This is a genomic window from Streptomyces sp. NPDC028711 (genome assembly GCF_055565415.1).
In genome coordinates this window covers 393,714-416,537 of sequence record NZ_JBVHUJ010000005.1, presented here as the reverse complement: position 1 = coordinate 416,537, position 22,824 = coordinate 393,714, and the positions used below count along the sequence as shown (strand labels likewise).

The 22,824-nt window shown below is 70.6% G+C and carries 20 protein-coding genes; 12 read left to right on the top strand and 8 right to left on the bottom strand.

The window, feature by feature from the left end:
- Positions 1–199: 199 nt before the first annotated feature.
- Positions 200–1,171: a carbohydrate kinase family protein gene (locus ACZ4VK_RS19700; RefSeq protein WP_468353638.1), complete on the bottom strand. Its 972-nt coding sequence runs from the start codon at positions 1,169–1,171 to the stop codon at positions 200–202.
- A gap of 320 nt (positions 1,172–1,491) precedes the next feature.
- On the opposite strand from ACZ4VK_RS19700, the gene ACZ4VK_RS19695 reads away from it, so the two are divergent.
- From ACZ4VK_RS19695 to ACZ4VK_RS19680, 4 genes are all read left to right on the top strand, one after another.
- The gene (locus ACZ4VK_RS19695; protein WP_468353637.1) at positions 1,492–2,505 is read left to right on the top strand and encodes a substrate-binding domain-containing protein; all 1,014 of its coding nucleotides are present in this window, start codon (positions 1,492–1,494) and stop codon (positions 2,503–2,505) included.
- 317 nt (positions 2,506–2,822) lie between these two features.
- Complete coding sequence (locus ACZ4VK_RS19690) at positions 2,823–3,818, top strand: ABC transporter permease (RefSeq protein ID WP_468353636.1); 996 nt, start codon at positions 2,823–2,825, stop codon at positions 3,816–3,818.
- The gene (locus ACZ4VK_RS19685) at positions 3,815–4,648 is read left to right on the top strand and encodes an ATP-binding cassette domain-containing protein (protein WP_468353635.1); all 834 of its coding nucleotides are present in this window, start codon (positions 3,815–3,817) and stop codon (positions 4,646–4,648) included. The genes ACZ4VK_RS19690 and ACZ4VK_RS19685 overlap by 4 nt, the downstream gene beginning before the upstream one ends.
- Before the next feature lie 110 nt (positions 4,649–4,758).
- Positions 4,759–5,799 (top strand): LacI family DNA-binding transcriptional regulator, encoded by a 1,041-nt coding sequence (locus ACZ4VK_RS19680; protein ID WP_468353634.1) that lies wholly within the window; start codon positions 4,759–4,761, stop codon positions 5,797–5,799.
- 26 nt (positions 5,800–5,825) lie between these two features.
- On the opposite strand, the gene ACZ4VK_RS19675 is transcribed toward ACZ4VK_RS19680, so the two are convergent.
- Positions 5,826–6,884: a LacI family DNA-binding transcriptional regulator gene (locus tag ACZ4VK_RS19675; protein ID WP_468353633.1), complete on the bottom strand. Its 1,059-nt coding sequence runs from the start codon at positions 6,882–6,884 to the stop codon at positions 5,826–5,828.
- 151 nt (positions 6,885–7,035) lie between these two features.
- Here ACZ4VK_RS19675 and ACZ4VK_RS19670 point away from each other — a divergent pair, with 151 nt between their 5' ends.
- The 5 genes from ACZ4VK_RS19670 to ACZ4VK_RS19650 all read left to right on the top strand — a co-directional run bounded on the left by ACZ4VK_RS19670 (position 7,036) and on the right by ACZ4VK_RS19650 (position 13,496).
- Positions 7,036–8,343: an ABC transporter substrate-binding protein gene (locus ACZ4VK_RS19670; RefSeq protein WP_468353632.1), complete on the top strand. Its 1,308-nt coding sequence runs from the start codon at positions 7,036–7,038 to the stop codon at positions 8,341–8,343.
- Between the two features lie 17 nt (positions 8,344–8,360).
- Positions 8,361–9,311: a carbohydrate ABC transporter permease gene (locus ACZ4VK_RS19665; protein WP_468353631.1), complete on the top strand. Its 951-nt coding sequence runs from the start codon at positions 8,361–8,363 to the stop codon at positions 9,309–9,311.
- Positions 9,311–10,129 (top strand): carbohydrate ABC transporter permease, encoded by an 819-nt coding sequence (locus ACZ4VK_RS19660; protein WP_468353630.1) that lies wholly within the window; start codon positions 9,311–9,313, stop codon positions 10,127–10,129. Before ACZ4VK_RS19665 ends, ACZ4VK_RS19660 begins: the two co-directional genes overlap by 1 nt.
- A gap of 8 nt (positions 10,130–10,137) precedes the next feature.
- Entirely contained in the window at positions 10,138–12,516 is a 2,379-nt protein-coding gene (locus tag ACZ4VK_RS19655) for a beta-xylosidase/alpha-l-arabinosidase (protein WP_468353629.1), read from the top strand.
- 206 nt (positions 12,517–12,722) lie between these two features.
- Positions 12,723–13,496: an IclR family transcriptional regulator gene (locus tag ACZ4VK_RS19650; protein ID WP_468353628.1), complete on the top strand. Its 774-nt coding sequence runs from the start codon at positions 12,723–12,725 to the stop codon at positions 13,494–13,496.
- A gap of 52 nt (positions 13,497–13,548) precedes the next feature.
- On the opposite strand, the gene mmsB is transcribed toward ACZ4VK_RS19650, so the two are convergent.
- The 5 genes from mmsB to ACZ4VK_RS19625 all read right to left on the bottom strand — a co-directional run bounded on the left by mmsB (position 13,549) and on the right by ACZ4VK_RS19625 (position 20,085).
- A complete protein-coding gene (mmsB, locus tag ACZ4VK_RS19645) occupies positions 13,549–14,790 on the bottom strand; it encodes a multiple monosaccharide ABC transporter permease (protein WP_468353627.1) in 1,242 nt (413 codons plus the stop codon).
- Positions 14,780–16,342, bottom strand: a complete 1,563-nt coding sequence (gene mmsA, locus ACZ4VK_RS19640) for a multiple monosaccharide ABC transporter ATP-binding protein (RefSeq protein ID WP_468353626.1) — start codon at positions 16,340–16,342, stop codon at positions 14,780–14,782. Before mmsA ends, mmsB begins: the two co-directional genes overlap by 11 nt.
- Positions 16,343–16,358: 16 nt before the next feature.
- Positions 16,359–17,480 carry a multiple monosaccharide ABC transporter substrate-binding protein gene (gene chvE / locus ACZ4VK_RS19635; RefSeq protein WP_468353669.1) on the bottom strand — a complete coding sequence of 374 codons (1,122 nt, stop codon included), beginning with the start codon at positions 17,478–17,480 and terminating at the stop codon, positions 16,359–16,361.
- 5 nt (positions 17,481–17,485) lie between these two features.
- Entirely contained in the window at positions 17,486–18,487 is a 1,002-nt protein-coding gene (locus tag ACZ4VK_RS19630) for a hypothetical protein (RefSeq protein ID WP_468353625.1), read from the bottom strand.
- A gap of 434 nt (positions 18,488–18,921) precedes the next feature.
- Complete coding sequence (locus ACZ4VK_RS19625; RefSeq protein WP_468353624.1) at positions 18,922–20,085, bottom strand: mandelate racemase/muconate lactonizing enzyme family protein; 1,164 nt, start codon at positions 20,083–20,085, stop codon at positions 18,922–18,924.
- A 212-nt stretch (positions 20,086–20,297) separates the two neighbouring features.
- Between ACZ4VK_RS19625 and ACZ4VK_RS19620 the strand changes: the two genes are divergently transcribed.
- Complete coding sequence (locus ACZ4VK_RS19620) at positions 20,298–20,714, top strand: DUF3052 domain-containing protein (RefSeq protein WP_468353623.1); 417 nt, start codon at positions 20,298–20,300, stop codon at positions 20,712–20,714.
- 32 nt (positions 20,715–20,746) lie between these two features.
- On the opposite strand, the gene ACZ4VK_RS19615 is transcribed toward ACZ4VK_RS19620, so the two are convergent.
- Complete coding sequence (locus ACZ4VK_RS19615; protein ID WP_468353622.1) at positions 20,747–21,121, bottom strand: winged helix-turn-helix transcriptional regulator; 375 nt, start codon at positions 21,119–21,121, stop codon at positions 20,747–20,749.
- Positions 21,122–21,195: 74 nt separating this feature from the next.
- On the opposite strand from ACZ4VK_RS19615, the gene ACZ4VK_RS19610 reads away from it, so the two are divergent.
- Positions 21,196–21,846: an NADPH-dependent F420 reductase gene (locus ACZ4VK_RS19610; protein WP_468353621.1), complete on the top strand. Its 651-nt coding sequence runs from the start codon at positions 21,196–21,198 to the stop codon at positions 21,844–21,846.
- 73 nt (positions 21,847–21,919) lie between these two features.
- Positions 21,920–22,720, top strand: a complete 801-nt coding sequence (locus ACZ4VK_RS19605; protein ID WP_468353620.1) for a VOC family protein — start codon at positions 21,920–21,922, stop codon at positions 22,718–22,720.
- Positions 22,721–22,824 lie beyond the last annotated feature (104 nt).

The following is a 22,824-nucleotide window of genomic DNA, read 5'->3' as shown; positions in this document are numbered from 1 at the left end:
CCCGGGAAACGAATGTCATCGATGACATGTGACAGCGATGACATCCGCTGGGGAGTGATGATGGGCGAGGTGCGGGTGGCGCGTCAATGGCCCGGGGGGAGTTGTTCGGGCCGCCGGTTCGACGGGGCTTCGGCCGGGCCTCGGCCGGCGTTCGGCGCGACGGTTCAGCCGACGCTTCGGTCGCGCGTCGGCCGACGCCTCAGCCGGTCGCGCGTCCGGCCGCGGGCGCCGACAGCCGCAGCCGGCCCGCCCACGGCGGATTCGGGCCGACGACGCCGCAGGTCAGCGCCGCCACCCGGGAGGCGAAGGCACAGGCGTCGAAGACGTCGTCGATCCGCAGATCCGTCAGCCGTCCGCCGAGGAGCCCCTTGTCGCCGAAGTGGTGCAGGAGGCCTGCGGTGAAGGAGTCACCCGCGCCGACGGTGTCGACCACATCGGTCGTGGGCGCCGGTACGGAGGCCCGTTCGCCGTTCAGCGAGGCGACCGCGCCGCGCTCCCCACGGGTGATCACGACGAGCGGGACGCCCGCCGCGTGCCAGGCGTCGCAGGCCCGCTCGATCGTGTACTCCGGGAGCAGCAGTTCCAGGTCGTCCTCGCTGAGCCGGAGGATGTCCGCGAGCGCGCACCAGCGCCGCAGGCGTTCGCGGTAGACCTCCGGCGCCACGAGCAGCGGCCGGACGTTCGGGTCGATGGAGATCGTGGCCGTCGCGGAGGCGCGGGCGAGGAAGTCCTCCACGACCGCGCCGCCGGGCTCGCGCACCAGGGCGAGGGAGCCCGAGTGCAGACAGGCCGTGGACGTGAGGTCCACCGCGGTGAGTTCGTCCGCCGTCCACTGCCAGTCCGCGGTGCCCTGGGCGTGGAAGGAGTACGCGGCCCGGCCCTCGGCGTCGAGTTCGGCGACGGCGAGCGTGCTGGGCTCGGCCGCGCGTACGGCAGCCGAGAGATCGACGCCCGAGGCCTCCAGGTGAGCGCGGAACAGACGGCCGAAGACGTCGTCGGACAGCCGCGCCAGGAAGCGGGCGGGCGTGCCGAGGCGGGCGAGCGCCACGGCGGTGTTCGCCGGACCGCCTCCCGGCAGGACCCTCAGGGCGAGCTCGCCGGGCATGGGTGCGGGGACGGTGAAGGCATCCGCGACGCATTCTCCGAGGACGGTGACCAGAGGCAGGCGCATGACTCATTCTCTCCAGGTGGGCAGCGCGAGAAGGCTGCGGTTTTCGCGAGGGCGTTGAGGAAGCTCACCGAGAGCGCTGCTCTCCGTGAGGGGAGAGCGCCGCTCTCGATCCGAGGCGGTGCGGGCGGCGTTGCCGATTTGTGACGGCGTCAAGGCATTGACGTTTCCGGGTGATGGAGTTCATCATCCTCCGCAAGCAGTGTCAACGATGACATCGGTCAACGATGACACTCGCCGGGAGCCTCGACAGCAGCAGTCCCTCGCGCCGCAGCCCTTCGCTCGGCGCGGCCGTTCCGCCCTCGCCCAGCAGGAGATCAGTCATGCTTCGCAGAAACCGCGCCACCCGCGTCTCCATCGGATTCACCACCCTCGCCGCCGTCTCGGCGCTGACCCTGACGGCCTGCGGCTCCGGTGCGCAGGGAGGGTCCGACGGCGGCGGAACCAAGGTCGGACTGATCACCAAGACCGACACCAACCCCTTCTTCGTGAAGATGAAGGAGGGCGCCGAGCAGGCCGCGAAGGACAACGGCGTCGAACTCGTCAGCGCGGCGGGAAAGTTCGACGGTGACAACGCCGGCCAGGTCACCGCGATCGAGAACATGATCAACTCCGGCGTGAAGGGCATCCTCATCACGCCCAACGACTCCAAGGCGATCGTCCCCGCCCTCGAGAAGGCGCGCGCCAAGGGCGTCCTGGTCATCGCGCTCGACAGCCCCACCGAGCCCCGGGACGCCACCGACGCCCTCTTCGCCACCGACAACGTCAAGGCGGGTGAGCTCATCGGCCGGTACGCCAAGGCCGCCATGGCCGGCAAGGCGGCGAAGATCGCCACCCTGGACCTCGCGCCCGGCGTCGCGGTGGGCGTGCAGCGCCACCAGGGCTTCCTCAAGGGCTTCGGCATCGCGGAGGGCGACCCGTCGGTGGTCTGCATGCAGGACACCGGCGGCGACCAGGCCAAGGGCCAGACCGCGATGGAGAACTGCCTCCAGAAGTCCCCGGACATCAACGTCGTCTACACGATCAACGAGCCGGCCGCGCTCGGCGCCTACACCGCGCTGAAGGCGAAGGGCCTGGAGAAGAAGGTGCTGGTCGTCTCCGTCGACGGCGGCTGCACCGGCACGAAGGCCGTCAAGGAGGGCAAGATCGCGGCGACCTCGCAGCAGTACCCGCTCGAGATGGCGTCCCGTGGCGTCAAGGCGGTCGCGGACTTCGCCAAGGACGGCAAGAAGGCCTCCGGCTACACCGACACCGGCGTCACGCTCATCACGGACGCGACCAAGCCGGGTGTCGAGGCGAAGGACACGGCGTACGGCCTGGAGAAGTGCTGGGGCTGAGCCCCGGCGTCAGGGCGGGGCGGGCCCCGCGGAAGCCCGCTCCTGACGGGTCGCTCCCCCGGCCGAAAGGACCGGGCGCGACGTCCCGCCCGGCCCGCCTTCCCCGCCCCGGGGCTCGACCGCCCCCGGGGGCAGGACGTCACCGCCCCCTCGGCCGAACCGACCGCACCTTTCGGGGGGCGTCCTCGCGGCACTCCCCGAAGGTCGCGGTCGGCGGGGACCAGCCCTCCGACACGTACCCCCTGGCGAACCCCGCTCCACCGACCACCCACCACTGACGACTGATCACCGGCCACCGACCCCCGGCAAGGACCCTCATGACTGCCACCACCCTGCCCTACGACCAGCTGAAGGGACCGAGCACGGTCCGCCGGCTGCTCGCCACACCGACCGCGGGCCCACTCGTCGCGCTGCTGCTGGCCTGCGTCTTCTTCTCCCTGACGACCGAGCAGTTCCTCTCCGGCGGCAACTTCTCGCTGATCGTGCAGCAGGTCATGGTCGTGGGCACGCTGGCCATCGGTCAGACCCTCATCATCCTCACCGCCGGCATCGACCTCTCCTGTGGCGCCGTCATGGCGTTCGGCAGCATCGTCATCGCCAAGACGGCTGCCGAGGGCGGCCTGTCACCGCTCGCCGCGATCGCTCTCGGCCTGGTCGTCTGCTCGGGCTTCGGCCTGGTCAACGGCCTTCTGGTGCAGCTGATCCCGCTCCCGCCGTTCATCGTCACCCTCGGCATGCTGAACGTGGCGTTCGCCCTGACCCACATCTACTCGGCCAAGCAGACGATCACGGACCTCCCGGCGCCGCTGACCGCGCTCGGTGAGACGTTCCCGCTCGGGAACACCGACATCACCTACGGCTCGATCGTCACGATCGCCCTGTTCCTGCTCTTCGCGTACGCGCTCAGCAGCACGTCATGGGGCCGGCACGTGTACGCCCTGGGCAACAGCCCCGAGGCCGCCCGGCTCAACGGCATCCGCACCTCCCGGCTGACCGTCGGCATCTACACCCTGGCGGGACTCGTCTACGGAATCGCCGCGCTGCTCATGGTCTCCCGCACCGGTGTCGGCGACCCACAGGCCGGACAGACCGACAACCTGGACAGCATCACCGCCGTCGTCCTCGGCGGCACCAGCCTCTTCGGCGGCCGGGGAGCCGTCCTCGGCACCTTCATCGGCGTCCTCATCGTCGGTGTGTTCCGCAACGGCCTCCAGCTGATGGGCGTCGCGTCCATCTACCAGACCCTGATCACCGGCGTCCTGGTGATCCTGGCCGTGACCGTCGACCAGATCTCCCGGAGGAAGACCCGATGACCACCGCCGACGTCACGCCCGTGCTCCAGGCCCGCGGCCTGGTCAAGCGGTACGGCCATGTCACCGCCATCGACGGCGCCGACTTCGACCTGCTGCCCGGCGAGGTCCTCGCCGTCATCGGCGACAACGGCGCCGGCAAGACGAGCCTGATCAAGGCCCTCACCGGTGCGGTCACCCCCGACGAGGGCGAGATCCGGCTGAACGGCGAGCCCATCAGGTTCGCCGGGCCGCAGAGCGCCCGGCAGCACGGCATCGAGACCGTCTACCAGGACCTGGCCGTCGCCTCCTCCATGGACATCGCCTCCAACATGTTCCTCGGGCGCGAGCTGCGCCGGCCGGGCTTCCTGGGCAGCGCGCTGCGCATGCTCGACAAGAAGCGCATGCGGCAGGAGGCGGCGGCCCACATGGCCGACCTCAAGATCGGACTGCGGTCGCTGACACAGCCGGTGGAGACCCTCTCCGGCGGTCAGCGCCAGGCCGTGGCGGTCGCCCGGTCGGTGGCCTGGGCCACGAGCGTCGTCGTGATGGACGAGCCCACCGCGGCGCTCGGCGTCAAGGAGTCCGGGCAGGTCCTCGACCTGATCCGCCGGGTCCGCGACAAGGGCATGCCCGTGGTCCTGATCAGCCACAACATGCCGCACGTCTTCGAGATCGCCGACCGCATCCACATCCACCGGCTCGGCCGTCGCGAGGCGCTGATCAAGCCGTCCGACCACTCCATGGCGGAGGTCGTCGCCATCATGACGGGGGCGCTCAGGGTGAACGACAATGGGGGTACGGTCGTTGCCGACGCGGATGCCGCCCAGGCGGCGGGAGTGTCCGCCCACTGAGTCGCCGCCGGGGCGACACCGCGCCGACCACAGGGTCGCCGCACAGTCAGGACAGCGGGCCCGGCCCCCGGCAGGGGCCGGGCCCGCCGAACGCACAGGAACGGTGGTACATGGCCGCGAACCGTCGCCCCACACTGGCCGATGTCGCCAAGGAAGTGGGCGTCAGCGCCAAGACGGTGTCCCGGGTGCTCAACGAGGACGGGCCGAGCTCCCCGCAGACCCGCGAGCGGGTCCTCGCGGCGGTCGCGAAGCTCGGCTTCCAGCCGAACCTGATGGCCCGCAACATCCGCGTCGGCGGCCCCGACACCACCGTCGGCCTGGTCGTGCCCGACCTCGGCAACCCCTTCTTCGGAACCGTCGCCGGCGCCATCGAGGACGCCGTGCGCAGCCGGGGGCTGACGCTGCTCATGGGCTCTTCGGCCGAGGATCCGGACCGTGAGCGGACGTTGATCCAGACCTTCCTCGCCCGGCGGGTCAGCATGCTGATGGTCGTGCCCGCGTTCGGGGCGGATCACAGCCATCTCAAGGCACCGCGTTCGGCCGGCATGCCCGTGGTGTTCCTCGACCGGCCGGGGGTCGGACTGTCCGCGGACTGCGTGGTCAGCTCCAACAGGACCGGCGTCCACGAGGGCGTCTCCCATCTCATCGCCCGCGGTCACCGCCGGATCGGTTTCATCGGAGACCTTCCCGCCAAGCTCTACACCCGGCGCGAGCGGCTGGCCGGCTACCGCTCGGCGCTCGCCGAGGCCGGTCTGCCCTACGACCGGGCCCTGGTGACCGGCGGCCACGGCCAGGACGGGGCGGCCGCCGAGACCACCGCGCTGCTCGCCCTGCCGCATCCCCCCACGGCCCTCTTCGCGGCGAACAACATCATGGCCCTCGGGGTCGTCGCCCAGCTCACCCGTGAGGGGCGCAAGGACATCGCCCTTGTCACCTTCGACGACCTGCCGCTCGCCGATGTCCTCGAACCGGCCCTGACCGTCGTGGCCCAGGACCCGGCGGCCCTCGGGGAGACGGCGGCCAGGACCGCCCTGGCCCGCCTGGACGGCGACCGCACCCGCGCCCGGACCCTGATGGTCCCGACCCGCCTGGTGGTCCGCGGCTCCAGCGAACTGCTTCCCCAGGCGGAGCACGCACCGGCCGGAGGCTGAGCAGAGCGGCTGCTCACTGAACGCCCTTACAGAGCGCTGCGTTCGGGCGGGAGCGAGGGCGTCGTCGTCCGTGTCGGCGGCGGGGCGGTGCTCTTCCTGACGACGAGGCTGGTGGCGAGCTCCATGCGCGTCACGGACGGCTCCCCCACACGCAGCCGGAGCAGCATCTGCACCGCTTCCTCGCCCATCTCGCGCAGCGGCTGGTGGACCGTGGTGAGCGGTGGGCTCGACCATCGCGCGATCATCACGTCGTCGTACCCGACGACGGACAGGTCCTCGGGGACGCGCAGCCCGCACACGCGGGCCGCCTCCATGACGCCGAGCGCCTGCAGGTCGCTTCCGGCGAAGACGGCCGTGGGCCGGTCCGGCATCCGCAGCAGCTCCATGGCCCGCGCGTATCCGCCGTCGACGTGGAAGTCGCCGAACCGGACGAGGGAGTCGTCGTGGGTGAGGCCCGCCATGTTCAGGGCGGACCGGTAGCCGTCGAGCCGGGCCAGGGAGCAGAGCATGTCCTCGGGACCGGTGATGATGCCGATGCGTCGGTGCCCCAGGTCGATGAGGTGACGGGTCGCGGCGACGCCGCCGGACCAGTTCGCCGAGCCGACCGACGGCACGTCGGGTTCGGGGTCGCCCGCCGGGTCGACGATCACGAAGGGGATCGACCGCGCCCCGAGCTGCCGTTTGACGGCGTCGGGGAGTGAGGAGAAGACCAGGACCACGCCGATCGGCCGGCGCTGCAGGACCCCTTCGATCCAGTCCGGTGCCGGGGCGTGCCGGGTGCCGCTCTCGGTGAGCACGACGCTCGCCTGGTGGGCCTTGGCGAGGTTCTCCACGCCCCGGATGAGCTCCATCGACCACACGCTGTCGAGCTCGTGGAAGACGAGTTCGATGAGGGGCGCTTCCCGGGCGACGCGGGTGGTCCGCCGATACGAGTGCGCTTCGAGGAGCCGCTCCACCTTGCCGCGCGTGGCGGCTGACACGTCCTGCCGGCCGTTGAGAACTTTCGAAACTGTCGAAAGCGACACACCGGCCCGCTCCGCCACCTCCGCCAGTGTGATGCGCCTGTCCTCGTCGCCGTCTCGCATCCGTGCAGCATAAAGCACCGCTCTCCGCGTCGACATAGTCACGTTTGGATAACGCACCGCTGGAGGGTTGACCCGTTTCGCCGCACCCACCTAGCGTCCGGCAACGTGAAGTTTCGACGCGATGGTCGAAACTCTTTCGAAAGGTGAGGCGATGAAGCGGCACGTACGGCTCCTGAGAACCGCTGTCGTCGGTGGGGCGTCGCTGGCCATGACCCTGTCCCTCGCGGCCTGCGGCGGCTCGGGGGATTCCGCCGGAGGCGGCTCGGACAAGATCCACATCCTGGTGTACGGCGATGCCACCAACAAGGTGGAGAAGCGGCTCGTCGACACCTTCAACAAGACCTCGAAGGTCAAGGCGGTCCTCGACACCATCCCCGGCGCCGACTACCAGTCCAAGCTGCAGACGATCATCAGCGGCAAGCAGGCGCCGGACGTGTTCTTCAACTGGGGCGGCGGCAGCATCAAGCCCTACGTCGACGCGGGCCTCCTCATGCCGCTCGACGACTTCATCGCCAAGGACCCGGGCCTGAAGTCCAACTTCCTGCCGTCGGTCTTCAACACCGCGGTCGTCGACGGCAAGCCCTACGGCATACCCATGCGCGGCACCCAGCCCGTCCTGATGTTCAGCAACAAGAAGGTGCTCAAGGACGCGGGCGTCACCACCCCGCGTACCTGGGACGAGCTCCTGGCCGCCGTCAAGGCCCTCAAGGCCAGGGGCATCACCCCCATCGCCCTCGGCGGCGGTGACAAGTGGCCGACCCAGATGTGGTTCCAGTACATCTACGACCGGGTCGCCGGGCCCGAGCACTTCCAGAAGGCGGTGAACGGGGACAAGAGCGTCTGGGCGAGCGCAGACAGCAAGAAGGCACTCGGCATGCTCAAGGAGCTGATCGACGCCGGCGCCTTCGGCACCAACTACGACTCGGTCAAGTTCACCGACGGCGGCTCCCCCGCGCTCCTCGCCACCGGCAAGGCGGCCTTCGAGCTCATGGGCTCCTGGGAGTACTCCACGCTCCAGGACGCCTACCCGGACTTCGTGAAGACCGACCTCGGTTACGGCACCTTCCCGACCGTCGAGGGCGGCAAGGGCAGCCCGGACAACCTCGCCGGCAACACCAACAACTTCTACTCGGTCCTGAAGAACACCGAGCATCCCGAGGCCGTGGCCGAGTTCCTGAAGCTCATGTACTCGGACGCGTTCGTCAAGGACCAGCTGGGCATCGGCAACCTTCCCACCACCACCAACACCCCCGAGTTCCTGGCCGGCTCCGCCAGCCCGGCCTACTCGACGTACCAGTTCGACCTGGTGAAGAAGGCCCCCTCCTTCCAGCTCTCCTGGGACCAGGCCTATCCCCCGGCGGCCACCACCACCATCCACCAGGCCGTCCAGCAGTTCTTCAACGGACAGACGGGTCCTGACGCCTTCGTCGCCGCCATGCAGAGCCTGCCCGCGGCCTGACCTCCGGAACGCCTGACATGACCACTGCCACAGCCACAGCCGTGGACAGCACCGAGAAGACCGGCCGGAGCGGGCGGTCCGGCCGCCCCGCGACCGGTGTGGGCCGCCGCCCGGGCTTCGCCTGGGCGGCGCCCGCCGCCGTCTTCTTCGGCCTGTTCGCCCTCGTACCCCTCCTCCTGGTCGTCGTGCTGTCCTTCACCCACTGGAACGGCCTCGGCTCCCCGGAGTTCGCCGGCCTGGACAACTGGAGCAAACTGCTCGATGACCCCGTCCTGGTGAAGAGCCTCTGGCTGAGCCTGCTCCTCACCGTCCTCGGCGTCGTCGTCCAGACACCGATCAGCATCCTGCTCGGCGTCTGGGCCGCCGGCCACCAGCGCAACCGGGCCGTCCTCTCCGCCGTCTACTTCGTCCCGCTCCTCCTGTCCATCACCGCCGTCTCCGTCCTGTGGCGCGCCGTGCTCGACCCCAACTTCGGCGTCCCCTCGCAGGCGAAGTGGCTCTTCGGTGACGGCAACCTCTTCGGCACACAGGCCGGCGCCATCGGCGTCCTCGTCTTCGTCAGCACCTGGCAGTTCACTCCCCTGCACACGCTGATCTACCAGGGCGCCGCGCGGGCCGTCCCCGAAGTCCTCTACCAGGCCGCCCAGATCGACGGCGCGGGCACGGTCCGCCAGTTCTTCCACATCACGCTGCCGCAGCTGCGCAACAGCATCGTGACCTCGATGATCCTGATGGTGGTCGGCGGACTCACGACCTTCGACACCGTGCTGATCCTCACCCAGGGCGGACCGGGCACCGACACCACGAACACCGCCTTCTACATGTACCAAAGGGCCTTCAAGAGCTTCGACTTCGGAGGGGCCTCCGCCATCGCGCTGCTCCTCGTCCTCGTCGCCACCCTGGTCTCCCTGGTCATGGTGCGTCTGACCGGCTACGACAAGATGCGCAGCACCATGGAGGGCGTGTGATGAGGACCCGCCCCAACCTCCTGGCCGGTTTCGGCTCGCTGATCTGGCTGTTCGTGGTCGGCCTTCCGCTGTACGTCATGCTGATCGCCACCTTCCAGTCCCGGACGGACTACGCGGCGAACGGCCCCCTCGCGTTTCCCGAGCGCCTCACGCTCGACAACTACGTCAACGACCTGAACGAGGGCTTCGCGCAGTACCTGTTCAACACGGTGATCGTCACGGTCTGCGTGGTCGGCATCGTCCTGCTCCTCGTGCCGCCCCTGGCGTACGCCATCGTGCGAAGCGACAGCAAGGCCACCGGGCGGATCTTCCGTCTCTTCCTGCTCGGCCTGGCCATCCCGTCCCAGGCCGTGATCGTCCCGATGTTCTACCTGATCAACGAGGCCGGGCTCTACGACAACCTCCTCGGCGTCATCCTGCCGACCGCCGCCTTCGCCATGCCCGTCTGCGCCCTGATCCTCTCCGGCGTCATGCGGGACATCACGCCCGAGCTGTACGAGGCGATGACCATCGACGGGGCCTCCCCCCGGAGGATCTTCCTCCAGCTGGTGCTGCCCCTGTCGAAGAGCGGTCTGTCCACGATCGTCGTGTTCTCCTCGCTCCAGGCCTGGAACGGCTTCCTGTTCCCGCTCGTCCTCACCCAGTCCTCGGAGAACAAGGTCATCACCATGGGCCTGTACGACTTCCAGACGGAGCACGGCGTCGACATCCCGGGACTCCTCGCGGCCGTCGTCCTGTCCATGCTTCCCATCCTGCTCGTCTATCTGTTCGCCCGTCGCGCCCTGGTCCAGGGTCTGATGGGAGTCGGAGGAAAGTGACCGACACCATGGCCACACAGCCCCAAGCCCCGCAGCACGCCTGGCACGACCCCGCGCTGAGCGCGGAAGCCCGTACCGACGCGTTGATCCGTGAGATGACCCTGCGGGAGAAGGTCGCCCAGCTCGTCGGCGTGTGGGTCGGGGCCTCCGACGAGGGCGCCGAGGTCGCCCCGCACCAGCACGACATGGAGGAGCCGGTCGACCTCGACGCGCTGCTGCCCGACGGTCTCGGCCAGCTCACCCGGCCCTTCGGGACCGTTCCCGTCGATCCCGCGCTCGGCGCCCTCTCCCTGATGCGGACGCAGGCGCGGATCACCGCCGCGAACCGCTTCGGCATCCCGGCCGTCGCCCACGAGGAGTGCCTCGCCGGCTTCGCGGCCTGGGGCGCCACCGCCTATCCCGTCCCCCTCTCGTGGGGAGCCACCTTCGACCCCGCGCTCGTACGGGACATGGCCGCCGCCATCGGACGCGACATGCGTGCGGTCGGCGTGCACCAGGGGCTCGCCCCCGTCCTCGACGTCGTACGCGACGCCCGCTGGGGGCGCGTCGAGGAGACCATCGGCGAGGACCCGTACCTCGTCGGGACGATCGCCACCGCCTACGTCCAGGGCCTGGAGTCGGCCGGCGTCATCGCCACCCTCAAGCACTTCGCCGGCTACTCCGCCTCCCGGGCGGGCCGCAACCTCGCCCCGGTCGGCATGGGCGCCAGGGAGCTGGCCGACGTGATCCTGCCGCCGTTCGAGATGGCGGTCAGGGAGAGCGGCGTCCGGTCGGTGATGCACGCCTACACCGACACCGACGGCATCCCCTCGGCAGCGGACGACGGGCTGCTCACCGGACTCCTGCGGGACACCTGGGGCTTCACCGGCACCGTCGTGGCCGACTACTTCGGCATCGCGTTCCTGAAGACCCTGCACGGTGTCGCCGGAACGTTCGGCGAGGCCGCCGGTGCGGCCCTCGCCGCCGGCGTCGACGTGGAACTGCCCACCGTCAAGACCTTCGGTGCCCCCCTCCTGGACGCCGTCGAGCGGGGTGAGGTGTCCGAGGAGCTCGTGGACCGGGCGGTCCGGCGGGTCCTCCTGCAGAAGGCCCGGCTCGGGCTGCTCGACCCCGACTGGAGCCCGGTCCCGGCAGCCCTGGCCGGTGCCGACACCGAGGCCGCCCCCGACGCCCTCCGGGGCACGGTCGACCTGGACCCGGACGCCAACCGGGAGCTGGCCGGCCGCGTCGCGGAACAGGCCGTCATCCTGCTCAGCAACGACGGCACCCTGCCGCTCGACCCGCGGACTCCCCTTCGGATCGCCCTGATCGGCCCCAACGCCGAGGCTCCCACGGCCGTCCTCGGCTGCTACTCCTTCCCCGTCCACGTCGGCGGACAGCACCCCGGCACCCCCCTCGGCATCGACCTGCCCACCCTGCGCGAAGCCCTCGTCGCGGAGTTCCCCGGCGCCGAGGTCCTCGTGGCGCGCGGAACGGGCATCGACGACGCCGGGACCGAGGGCTTCGCCGAGGCCGTCGAACTCGCCGCCGGAGCCGATGTCGTCGTGGCGGCCCTCGGTGACCGCGCCGGGCTCTTCGGGCGGGGCACCAGCGGCGAGGGCTGCGACGCCGAGTCCCTCGTCCTCCCCGGAGCGCAGCAGCAGCTGCTCGACGCCCTCCTCGACACCGGGACACCGGTCGTGACGACCCTGCTCGCCGGCCGGCCCTACGCGCTCGGGCGTGCGGTCGACGAGTCCGCCGCCGTCCTGCAGTCCTTCTTCCCCGGCGAGGCCGGAACCGCGGCCGTCGCCTCCGTGCTCAGCGGACGGACCGCCCCGAGCGGCCGGCTGCCCGTCAGCGTGCCGCGCCACCCCGGTGCCCAGCCGTCCACCTACCTGGCCGCACGTCTGGGACACACCAGCGAGGTCTCCAGCATCGACCCGACTCCGGCGTTCGGCTTCGGACACGGCCTGACGTACACGGTCTTCGCCTGGAGCGACCTGGTCGTCGAGAACACCGAGGTCCCCACGGACGGCGAGGTGCGGCTCGCCCTCACCGTGGCGAACACCGGCGACCGCTCCGGCACCGAACTCGTACAGCTGTATCTGCACGACCCGGTGGCCTCCGTGGTCCAGCCCGTGCGGAGACTCGTCGGGTACGTGCGGGTCGACCTGGCTCCCGGCGAGAGGAGGCGGATCCGGGTGGTCGTCCCCGCGGACCTCGCGTCGTTCACGGGCAGGGCCGGGAAGCGCGTCGTGGAACCGGGGGAGCTGGAGCTGAGGCTCAGCGCCTCCAGCACGGAGCCGCGACTGACCGCCCGGGTGACCCTGACAGGACCGGTGCGGCAGGTGGACCACCGGCGGCGCCTGCACGCCGACTTCGAGATCCTCCCGCCCACCTCCGACTGACCGGACGATTCGACCGGCCGCGCGCATCGGAAAGCCGGCCCCCTTGCCCGTACGGGCGACGGGGCCGGCTTCTGTACGCGCCGACGCCGCCCCCCCCTTCCCTGCTCGAACGCCCCTGACAGGGGCTCTCTTCGTGAGTAGCCTGTCCTCGTCGTTCCGACACTCCGGTCGGATGCTGACATGTCGAACACAAGGAAGGGGCGGTCGTGGGACGGCTCGTACCTGCCGTAACCCGAGCCCTGGACATCCTGGAGCTCTTCCTCGACGGGGACGGAACGCTCTCGACCCCCGAGATCGTGCGCCGGCTCCAGCTGCCGCGCACCACCGTGCACGAGCTGGTGACCACGCTGACCGCCCGCTCCTACCTGGTGCAGGTCCCTGAGCAGCCAGGGCGCTACCGGCTGGGCGTACGCCCCTACCAGCTCGGCAGCAGGTACGCCGAGCAGCTCGACCTCGCCGCCGAGGGACAGCAGGTCGCCCGCGCCGTCGCCGAGACCTGCGACGAGACGGTGCACGTGGCCGTCCTGGAGGACACGGACGTCATCTACATCGCCAAGGTGGACTCCACGCACGCCGTGCGCATGGTCTCCGCCGCCGGCCGCCGGCTGCCCGCGCACTGCACCTCCGTCGGCAAGATGCTGCTCGCCTCGCTGCCCGAGGAGGAGCTGGCGGCCCGTGTGCCCGACGGGGCCGAGCTGGTCGCGATGACGCCGAACAGCGTCACCGACCCGGCCGCCCTGCGCGCGGCCCTCGCGGACGTCCGGCAACGTGGCATCGCGACCGAGAACCGCGAGTCGAACCCCGATGTCTCCTGCGTCGCCGCGCCCGTACGCGACCGTTCCGGCCGGGTGGTCGCCGCCCTGTCGATCTCCGTGCCGATGATCCGCTGGAGCGAGGACCGCCGCGCCGAACTGGAAGAGCTGGCCGTTAAGGGGGCCACCGAGCTCTCCGAGCGGCTCGGCCACCGGAGCCCGGCGTGACGAGAGGGGCGGCCCCTCCCCCGGGCCGCCCCTCCGCCGTCCGCGCGCGCCGTTACGCGCCGGCCCGCCGCTTGTTCCACACGTCGAAGCCGACCGCGGCAAGCAGCACCAGGCCCTTGATGACCTGCTGGTAGTCGGTGCCGATGCCGACCAGGTTCATGCCGTTGTTCAGTACGCCGAGCACCAGGCCGCCGATGATGGCGCCGAGCACCGTGCCGACGCCGCCGCTCATCGACGCGCCGCCGATGAACGAGGCGGCGATGGCCTCCAGTTCGAAGTTCAGGCCCGCCTTCGGCGAGGCCGCGTTGAACCGGGCCGCGAAGACGAGACCGGCGAGCGCCGCCATCATGCCCATGTTGAGGAAGACCAGGAAGGTGACCTTCCGGTCGCGCACCCCGGACAGCTTGGCCGCCGGCAGGTTGCCGCCGATGGCGTACACATGGCGGCCGATGACCGCGTTGCGCATGAGATAGCCGAAGCCGACCAGGAGCGCCGCCAGGATCAGCAGCACCACCGGCGCGCCCTTGTAACTGGCGAGCAGCAGCGTGAAGATCAGGATGGAGGCGGTCAGCGCGGCCAGTTTCACCGCGAAGAGACCGGCCGGCGGCACGTCGAGGGCGAACGCGCTCTGCCGGCGCCGCTCGCGCACCTCCTGGCGGATCACGACGGCGATCAGCAGGAAGCCGAGCACCAGGGTCAGGTTGTGGTAGTTCGTCGTCGGGCCGACCTCGGGCAGGAAGCCGTTGGCGAGCTTCTGCAGGCCCTCGGGGAACGGGCCGAGGGTCTGGCCCTTGAGGAAGACCTCGGTCAGGCCGCGGAAGACCAGCATCCCGGCGAGGGTGACGATGAACGACGGCATCCCCGCGTAGGCGATCAGATACCCCTGCGCGGCGCCCGCGGCGGCGCCGATGGCCAGGCAGAGCAGCACCGCGAGGGGCCACGGCACGTCGTGCTGGACCATGAGGACGGCTCCCACGCCACCGATGAAGGCGGTGATCGAGCCGACCGACAGGTCGATGTGCCCGGCCACGATGACGATCATCATGCCGATCGCGAGGATCAGGATGTAGCTGTTCTGGAGCACCAGGTTGGACACGTTGCGCGGCAGGAGCAGGTCGCCGCCGGTCCACACCGCGAACAGGGCGACGATGACGCCGAGGGCGATCAGCATGCCGTACTGGCGCATGTTGCGGCGCGCGCCGTCGAGCAGCGGGCGGAGGAGGCCCGCGCCCCGGGAGCCGGGTGCCGGCGGTATCGGCGCTTGCGGCTTCCCGGCCGTGACATCAGCGCTCATGGGCGTTCTCCCTCGTGTCTTCCTTGGTCATGTGGCGCATCAGCACGTCCTGTGTCGCCTCCGAGCGGGGTACCTCGCCGGTGAGCCGGCCGGCGGCCATGGTGTAGATCCGGTCGCACATGCCGAGCAGTTCGGGCAGTTCGGAGGAGATGACGATCACCGCCTTGCCCTCGGCGGCCAGCCGGTCGATCACCGTGTAGATCTCGTACTTGGCGCCGACGTCGATGCCCCGGGTGGGCTCGTCCAGGATCAGCACGTCGGGACCGGCGAAGATCCACTTGCTGAGGACGACCTTCTGCTGGTTGCCGCCGGACAGCCGGCCCACCGGCTCGAAGACGGTGGGCGCCTTGATGTTCATGGAGGTGCGGAACCCCTCGGCGACCCGGCGCTCCTCTTGGGCGTCGACCACCCCGCGCCGGGCGACCCTGCGCAGCGCGCTGAGCGAGATGTTCCGCCCGATGGTGTCGATGAGGTTCAGGCCGTAGTGCTTGCGGTCCTCGGTGGCGTACGCGATGCCGTGTGCCACCGCCTCCGGGACGCTGCGGGTACGGATCGCCGTACCGTCCTTGAGGACCGTACCGCCCGCGTACCGCCCGTACGAGCGGCCGAAGACGCTCATCGCGAGCTCGGTGCGGCCCGCGCCCATGAGGCCCGCGATGCCGACGATCTCGCCGCGCCGGACCGAGAGCGAGACGCCGTCGACGACCTTCCGCTGCCGGTCGATCGGGTGGAGCACGGTCCAGTCGCGGATCTCGAGGGCCGGGGCGGTGCCCGGCTCGCCGGCGTACGGGGTGCGGTCGGGGAAGCGGTGGTCGAGGTCCCGGCCGATCATGCCGCTGATGATCCGGTCCTCCGTGGTGGCCGGATCCGCCACGTCGAGGGTCTCGACGGTCCGGCCGTCGCGCAGGATCGTGACCGTGTCGGCGACCCGCCGGATCTCGCCCAGCTTGTGCGAGATGATGATCGAGGTGATCTCCTGTTCCTTCAACTCAAGGATGAGACGCAGGAGTTGGGAACTGTCCTCGTCGTTGAGCGCGGCCGTCGGCTCGTCCAGGACGAGCAGCCTCACCTCCTTCGACAGCGCCTTGGCGATCTCCACGAGCTGCTGCTTGCCGACGCCGATGTCCGCGACGCGGGTCGCCGGGTGCTCGTCGAGACCGACCCGGCGCATCAGCCGGGCCGCCTCGCTCAGCGTCTCGTTCCAGCCGATGATCCCGCGCGTCGCCCGCTCGTTGCCGAGGAAGATGTTCTCGGCGATGGACAGATACGGCACCAGGGCGAGTTCCTGGTGGATGATCACGATGCCCTGCCGCTCGCTCGCCCGGATGTCCCGGAAGCGGCAGGCGGTTCCCTCGAAGCGGATCTCCCCCTCGTACGTGCCGTGCGGGTGGACACCGGAGAGGACCTTCATCAAGGTCGACTTGCCGGCGCCGTTCTCCCCGCAGAGGGCGTGGACCTCGCCCCGGCGGACCGTCAGCGTGACGTCCGAGAGCGCCCGGACTCCGGGGAAGGTCTTGCCGATCGAACGCATCTCCAGGACGGGTCCCGTCATGGTCTCCTCCTCCCGGCTACTTCAGGTCCGCGGCGGTGTAGTAGCCGCCTCCGACGAGGACCTGCTCGTAGTTGGTCCTGTCCACGCTCACCGGCTGGAGCAGGTGGGCGGGGACGACCTTGCTGCCGTTGTCGTACGTCTTCTCGTCGTTGACCTCGGGCTTCTTGTCGTGCAGCACCGCGTCGACCATGTTCGCGGCGATCTTCGCGAGCTCCCGGGTGTCCTTGTAGACGGTCTGCGTCTGCTCGCCCGCGATGATCGACTTCACCGAGGCCAGCTCGGCGTCCTGGCCGGTGACCACCGGCAGCGGCTTGGCCTTCGAGCCGTAGTCGTCGGACTTCAGCGAGGACAGGATGCCGATGGAGATGCCGTCGTACGGCGAGAGCACCGCGTCCACCCGCTCGGTCTTGTACGCGGCGGTCAGGATGTCGTCCATCCTGCGCTGCGCGGTGCCGCCGTCCCAGCGCAGGGTGGTGACCTGGTTGAGCGCCGTCTGGCCCGAGCCGACCACCAGCTGCTTCTTCTCGATGTACGGGTTGAGCACGCTCATCGCGCCGTTGAAGAAGTACTTGGTGTTGTTGTCGTCGTTGGAGCCGGCGAACAGCTCGATCCGGAACGGGCCCCTCTTCGAGCCGTCCTTCAGACCGAGCTTGTCGACGATGTACGTGGCCTGGAGCTCGCCGACCTTCGTGTTGTCGAAGGAGGCGTAGTAGTCGACGTTCTTCGAGCCGAGGATCAGCCGGTCGTAGGCGATGACCGGGATGTCCGCGTCGGCGGCCTGCTGCAGCACGTTGTTCAGGGACTTGTTGTCGATCGCGGCGACGATGAGCGCCTTCACGCCCTGCGTGATCAGGTTCTCGATCTGGGCGACCTGCTGGTCGGGGTCGTCCTCGCCGAAGACCAGCTTCGTCCGGTACCCCTTGGCCTCCAGGTTCTTGACGACGTTGTCGCCGTCGGCGATCCACCGCTCGGACGACTTCGTCGGCATGGCGATGCCGACGGTGGCGCCCTCGGCGCCGTCGGATCCCCCCTTGCCGCCGCCCTCGGCGTTCTGTCCGCAGGCGGACAGGGTCAGGGCGAGGGAGGCGGCCGTGGCCAGGCCGGCCATCGCTGCTCTACGGGTGCGGGCAACGCGCATGGTCATCAGTCCTCGTTCTTCTCGTCGTCGAGAGCAGGCGATTCGGTGGCGGGGAAACGGTGCAGGGGCCCCGGCAGCCGGGAGCCGAGCGGCGCCATCGCGCCGTCCGCGCCGTGCCGGGCGAGCAGGTCCAGGGCGAGGCGGCCGCGCCGCACCCGCTCCCGGGCGGTGTCGAGCGCGAGGCTGCGCAGATGGGCCCCGTACGGGTAGATCCCGGGCGCCCTGGACAGGCCGAACTTCAGGTAGAGCGGTGCGCCGCGCCGGATCAGCTCGGCGACCTCGTACATCCGCACATAGCCGCCGAGGTCGTCGGGGGCCTCGATGTACATGTCCATGGGGGCGGCGGAGGCCCGCCGGATGCCGGTGAGGTGGTCGAGCGTCAGGTCGCTGGGCACGTTGATCGAGTCGGCGCCGAGCCGCTCGTACACCGCGTACGAAGCGGGGTTGACCGGGCCGATCAGCGCGGAGACCTTGAGCGTGGTGTCGGCCGGTACGAGGCCCTTGAGGCGCGCCCGGTGCAGCGTCCACAGCACGCCCTCGTCGGCGACGAGGAGGCACTTCACACCCAGTTCGGTCGCGCGGACGGCGTCCTCGACGCAGCCGGCGACGGCGTCGTGACCGCGGGCCCGCGGCCCCCCGCCGCCCGAGTCGGTGCGCACGGCGGCCCCGGTGTCCCAGGTGCCGCGCGGCCCGGTGAAGAGACAGAGCTCGACGCCGCGTTCGGTGGTCGCGGCGACCATCTCGGTGATCTCGGCGTCGGTCAGCATCCACACGCCGCTGCCCTGGCTGATCCGGTGCACCGGGACGTCGAGCCGCTCGGCCTCCGCCAGGACGACGGCCAGCGCCTCGGGGCCCTCGCAGGACGGGATCTCGGTGCGCCAGCGGCCCCCGCAGGGAAAGGTGTGCGGCGAGGCGTCGGCGGGGGCCGGGACGGGCGCGCCCAGGCCGAGCGCGGCGAGCACCCGCTCGGCCGGCCGGCGGGCGGTCGGGGTGGAAGCGTCGGTCACGGGCCGTCCTTCGTGTTCGAGATGTCGGATGCGGTGCGGAGCTGGGGGGACGGACCGTCCTCGCGGCTCGGCGTTCTCGCCGGTCGGGCGCGGGGTCGGTGGGCCGGCGCGGCGGATCGGTGGCGCGGGGCGGTGTCGGTGCCCCGGCGCGGCGGATCGGTGGCGCGCGGCCAGGACGGCCCCTTGCGGCCTCCGGGTCGCCGACGCCTGCCCGAACCCGCACGAGGACAGCTCATACGGGAGCGGCGGCAGCGGTACGGAGAGCCGGGGCGCGCCCAGGAGCGCGGCGGACGTGGGGGTGAGGCCTGCGCACGGTCATCCTCCGGGCGACCGGAGCGGCGAGGCCGAGCCCCTGGGGCCTGTCCGACGATTTCCGTCGGGTCCGGCCCGCCCGGCACGCGCCGGGGTGCCGATCGGACCGGGGCGACCGCCGCTCACCGGGTCTCCCGGGGCCGCCGCTGCTCCCAGCCCTCGGACCACAGGTCGAACCGGGCCTGCTGCTGCGGGAACTCGGCCGCCGCGTCCACGTCCAGCTCGACACCGAGACCGGGTGCGTCGGAGAGGTGGAAGCAGCCCGTCTCCGGGTCGACCTCGGGAGCCCCGCGCACGACCTTCTTGATCTCCGCGTCCGCGAAGTCGTTGAAGTGTTCCAGGATCTTGAAGTTGGGGGTGGAGAAGCCCAGTTGGAGGGAGGCGGCGGTGAGGACCGGGCCGCCGACGTTGTGCGGGGCGATCATCATGTAGTGGGTCTCGGCGGTGGCGGCCAGCTTGCGCGTCTCCCAGATGCCGCCGATGTGGCCGACGTCGGGCTGGAGGACGTCCGCGGCCTGGCTCTCGAACAGCTCGTGGAACTCGATCCGGTCGTGGATCCGCTCACCGGTCGCGATCGGCAGGTCCACCTTCTCGGCCACCTTCTTCAGGGCCTTGAGGTTCTCCGGCGGCACCGGCTCCTCGAGCCAGGCCGGCCGGAACGGCGCGAGGTCGTGGGCCAGGCGGACCGCGGTGGCGGGCGAGAAGCGGCCGTGCATCTCCAGCATCAGCTCGGTGTCGGGCCCGATGGCGTCCCGCACCGCCTCGACGAGGGAGACCGCGTACCGGCTCCGTTCGTGGTCGAGCTCGTAGTGGCCGTTGCCGAAGGGGTCGATCTTCAGGGCCCGGTAGCCCCGCTCGACCACGCCCCGAGCGGCCTTGTGGTAGGCCTCCGGGGTGCGCTCGGTCGTGTACCACCCGTTGGCGTACGCCTTCACCCGGTCGGTGACCTTCCCGCCGAGCAGCTGCCAGACGGGGACGCCGAGCTCCTTGCCCTTGATGTCCCAGCAGGCCATCTCCACCACCGCGATGCCGGACATCACGATCTCCCCGGCCCGGCCGAAGTCCCCGTACTTCATGCGCCGTACGAGGTCCTCGACGGCGAACGGGTCGGAGCCCCGGACATGGTTGACCTCGGCCTCGCGCAGATAACCGAGGAGCGCGTCGGTGTGGCCCAGCATCCGGGTCTCGCCGACCCCTGTGAGCCCCTCGTCGGTGTGCACCCGCACGTAGGTCAGGTTGCGCCACGGCGTTCCGACGACGTGCGTGGTGATTCCCGTGATCCGCACAGCGGCTGCTCCCTGCTGCTCGTTCGAAATTTCGTTACTGGTTCGAAATTCTGGCGTGACAGTAGGGAGGTGGCGCGGGAGGCGTCAAGGGGTCGAACGAGACGGACCGGAAACCCCGCCGAGAGGGTGCCGGAGCCGGAGGAGATCTGTTCCTCCTCCGGCCCTCACTGACACCATGGGCCGCATGACGCACCTCGCGCCGGTGCCGGACCATGGATGAGGAGGCGGAGCGGATGACCGCGTACGCGGAGCGGATGGGCCTCAGGACGGGCCAGACGGTGCGGGAGCTCGGCTGGGACGAGGACACGGACCCGGCGGTACGGGACGACATCCGGCAGGCCACGGGCACCGAGCTGCTCGACGAGGACTCCGAGGTCGCGGTGGACGTCGTCCTGTACTGGTGGCGCAACGGCGACGGGGACCTCGCGTGCGAGCTCACGGATGCCGTCGGACCGCTGTCCGACGGCGGCGTGATCTGGGTCCTCACCCCGGGAGCGGGCTTTCCCGGCCACCTCCCCGCCGGCGACCTCACCGAGGCCGCGGGCGAGGCGGACCTGCACCATGCGACGAGCACCGCCCTCGGCGCCTGGACCGGTCATCGGATCACCCGGCGGCCTCCGGCGTCGTAACACGCGTCACCCACACGCTTCATAACGCTCCGTCAGGTTCCTGGGACCGCTCCCCCCTGGCTCCCCGCTGCCTCCTGGGCGGCCATGACCTCATCGCCGTACTCGAATGCCCATGCGCCGACGGCATCGATGGGCCCCAGCAAGGTCCGCCCCAGAGCGGTGAGTTCGTACGCGACCCGGGAGGGCGCGTCGGGGTCGGTCCGCCGGTCGACCAGCCCGTTGAACTGCAGCCGTCGCAGGGTCTCGGTGAGGACCTTGGAGCTGATGCCCCCGATCCGCTTCCGTAGGTCGGCCGGGCGTCCGGGGCCGTCGCGCAGCGCCCAGAGCACCACGGAGTTCCAGGTGTTGGAGAGCAGGTCGAAGGCGAGGCGGGCGCGGCAGTCGGCGAGGAAGGCGTCGGTGGTCACGTACCGAATGGTGCCCGACCCGCTCTCTAACGTCGGTACGAACGATCGAAGCGGGCATGGAGAGGGAACGTGTGATGAGGATCGGCGTACTGGGAACGGGCAACATGGCGGACGCGCTCGCCACCCACTGGGTGCGGGCCGGGCACCAGGTGACCATCGGGGGACGGGAGACGCACAGGGCGGAGCGGCTCGCGACGCGCATCGGAGGCGGTGTGAAGGCTTCCGGTCTGCGTGCGGCGGCCGAATTCGGCGAGGTGGTGCTGGCCGCTCTGCCCTTCGGCGCGGGAGCGGACGTGGTACGGGAACTGCACCCGGCCCTGGAGGGCAAGGCGCTGCTCGACTGCTCGAACCCGCTCGGCCCGGGCTTCCGCCTCCTGACGGAGGGAGGCCCCTCGGCCGCGCGGCGACTGGCCGAGGCCGCACCGGGAGCCCACGTGGTCAAGGCCTTCAACCTCTGCCACGAGTCCGTGTGGCGCATGAGGCCGCCCGTCTTCGACGGTCGACCACTGGCGGTGCCGGTCTGCGGGGACGACGAGACGGCCCTCGCGCGCGTACGCGAGTTGGTGCGGGACGTGGGCTGTGAACCCGTGGCCGGCGGCGGTCTCGAACGGGCCGGACTCCTGGAGGCGACGGCCGCGCTGTTCATCGCGCTGTGGGTGGGCGAGGGAGCGGACGCCCAGGCGATCGCACCTCCACTGGCCTATGCGGCCGGGCCGGGCCAGTAGGGCGCCCGAGGGGCGCGTTTCGGTCGCCGGTGGCAGGGTGGGCCCGGTACGGGATCTGCGAAAGGGAATGCACATGATCACCACCGACTTCGCCCCCGGCTCACCCTGCTGGCTCGACCTCGGTGCTCCCGACGTCCCCGCCGCCGCGGCCTTCTACGGCGCCGTCCTCGGCTGGGACTACGAGCCCATGAGCGGCGGCGGAGAGGACATGGAAGGCGGGATGTTCCGCAAGGACGGCAAGACCGTCGCAGGCTTGGGCAAGCTCACCGAGAAGGGCGCCCGCTCCGCCTGGATGATCTACTACAGCGTCGCCGACGCGGACGCCACGACCGAGGCCGTGGAACGCGGCGGCGGGACCGTGCGGGTCGCGCCGACGGACCTCGACGAGTGGGGGCGGATGGCCCAGTACAGCGACCCGCTGGGAGGCCAGTTCGCCGTGTGGCAGCCCGGTACGGACAAGGGCGTCGACCTGGTGGACGCGCCGGGCTCACTGTCCTGGACGGAGCTCTACACGAGCGACGCCGCGGCCGCCCGGGAGTTCTACGGCAGCGTCTTCGGCTGGCAGTACGCCGACATGGAGATGCCGGGCGGCGGAGGCACGTACACCCTCATCACGCCCGCGGGCCTTCCCCAGGAGCGCATGCAGGGCGGCCTCATGGAACTCCCCCGGGAGAACCTCGCCCTCACGGGCGGCCGCCCGTACTGGCACCCGGTCTTCGACGTCGTCGACTGCGACGCCGCGGTCGCCAAGGTCACCGAGCACGGAGGCAGCATCCAGATGGGCCCGGACGACGCCGAGGACGTGGGCCGCCTCGCCGTCTGCCTCGACCCCTCCAACGCCGACTTCGTCGTCCTGACACCGACCCCGAAGTGACCCAAACCTTCGTTCCGGCCGGGAGGGTCACCGCTCTTCCAGTGTGACCGGGACTCCCGGCCGGGGCGACTGGATCTTGCCGGTTCGTCCCTGAGCCCTGCGCC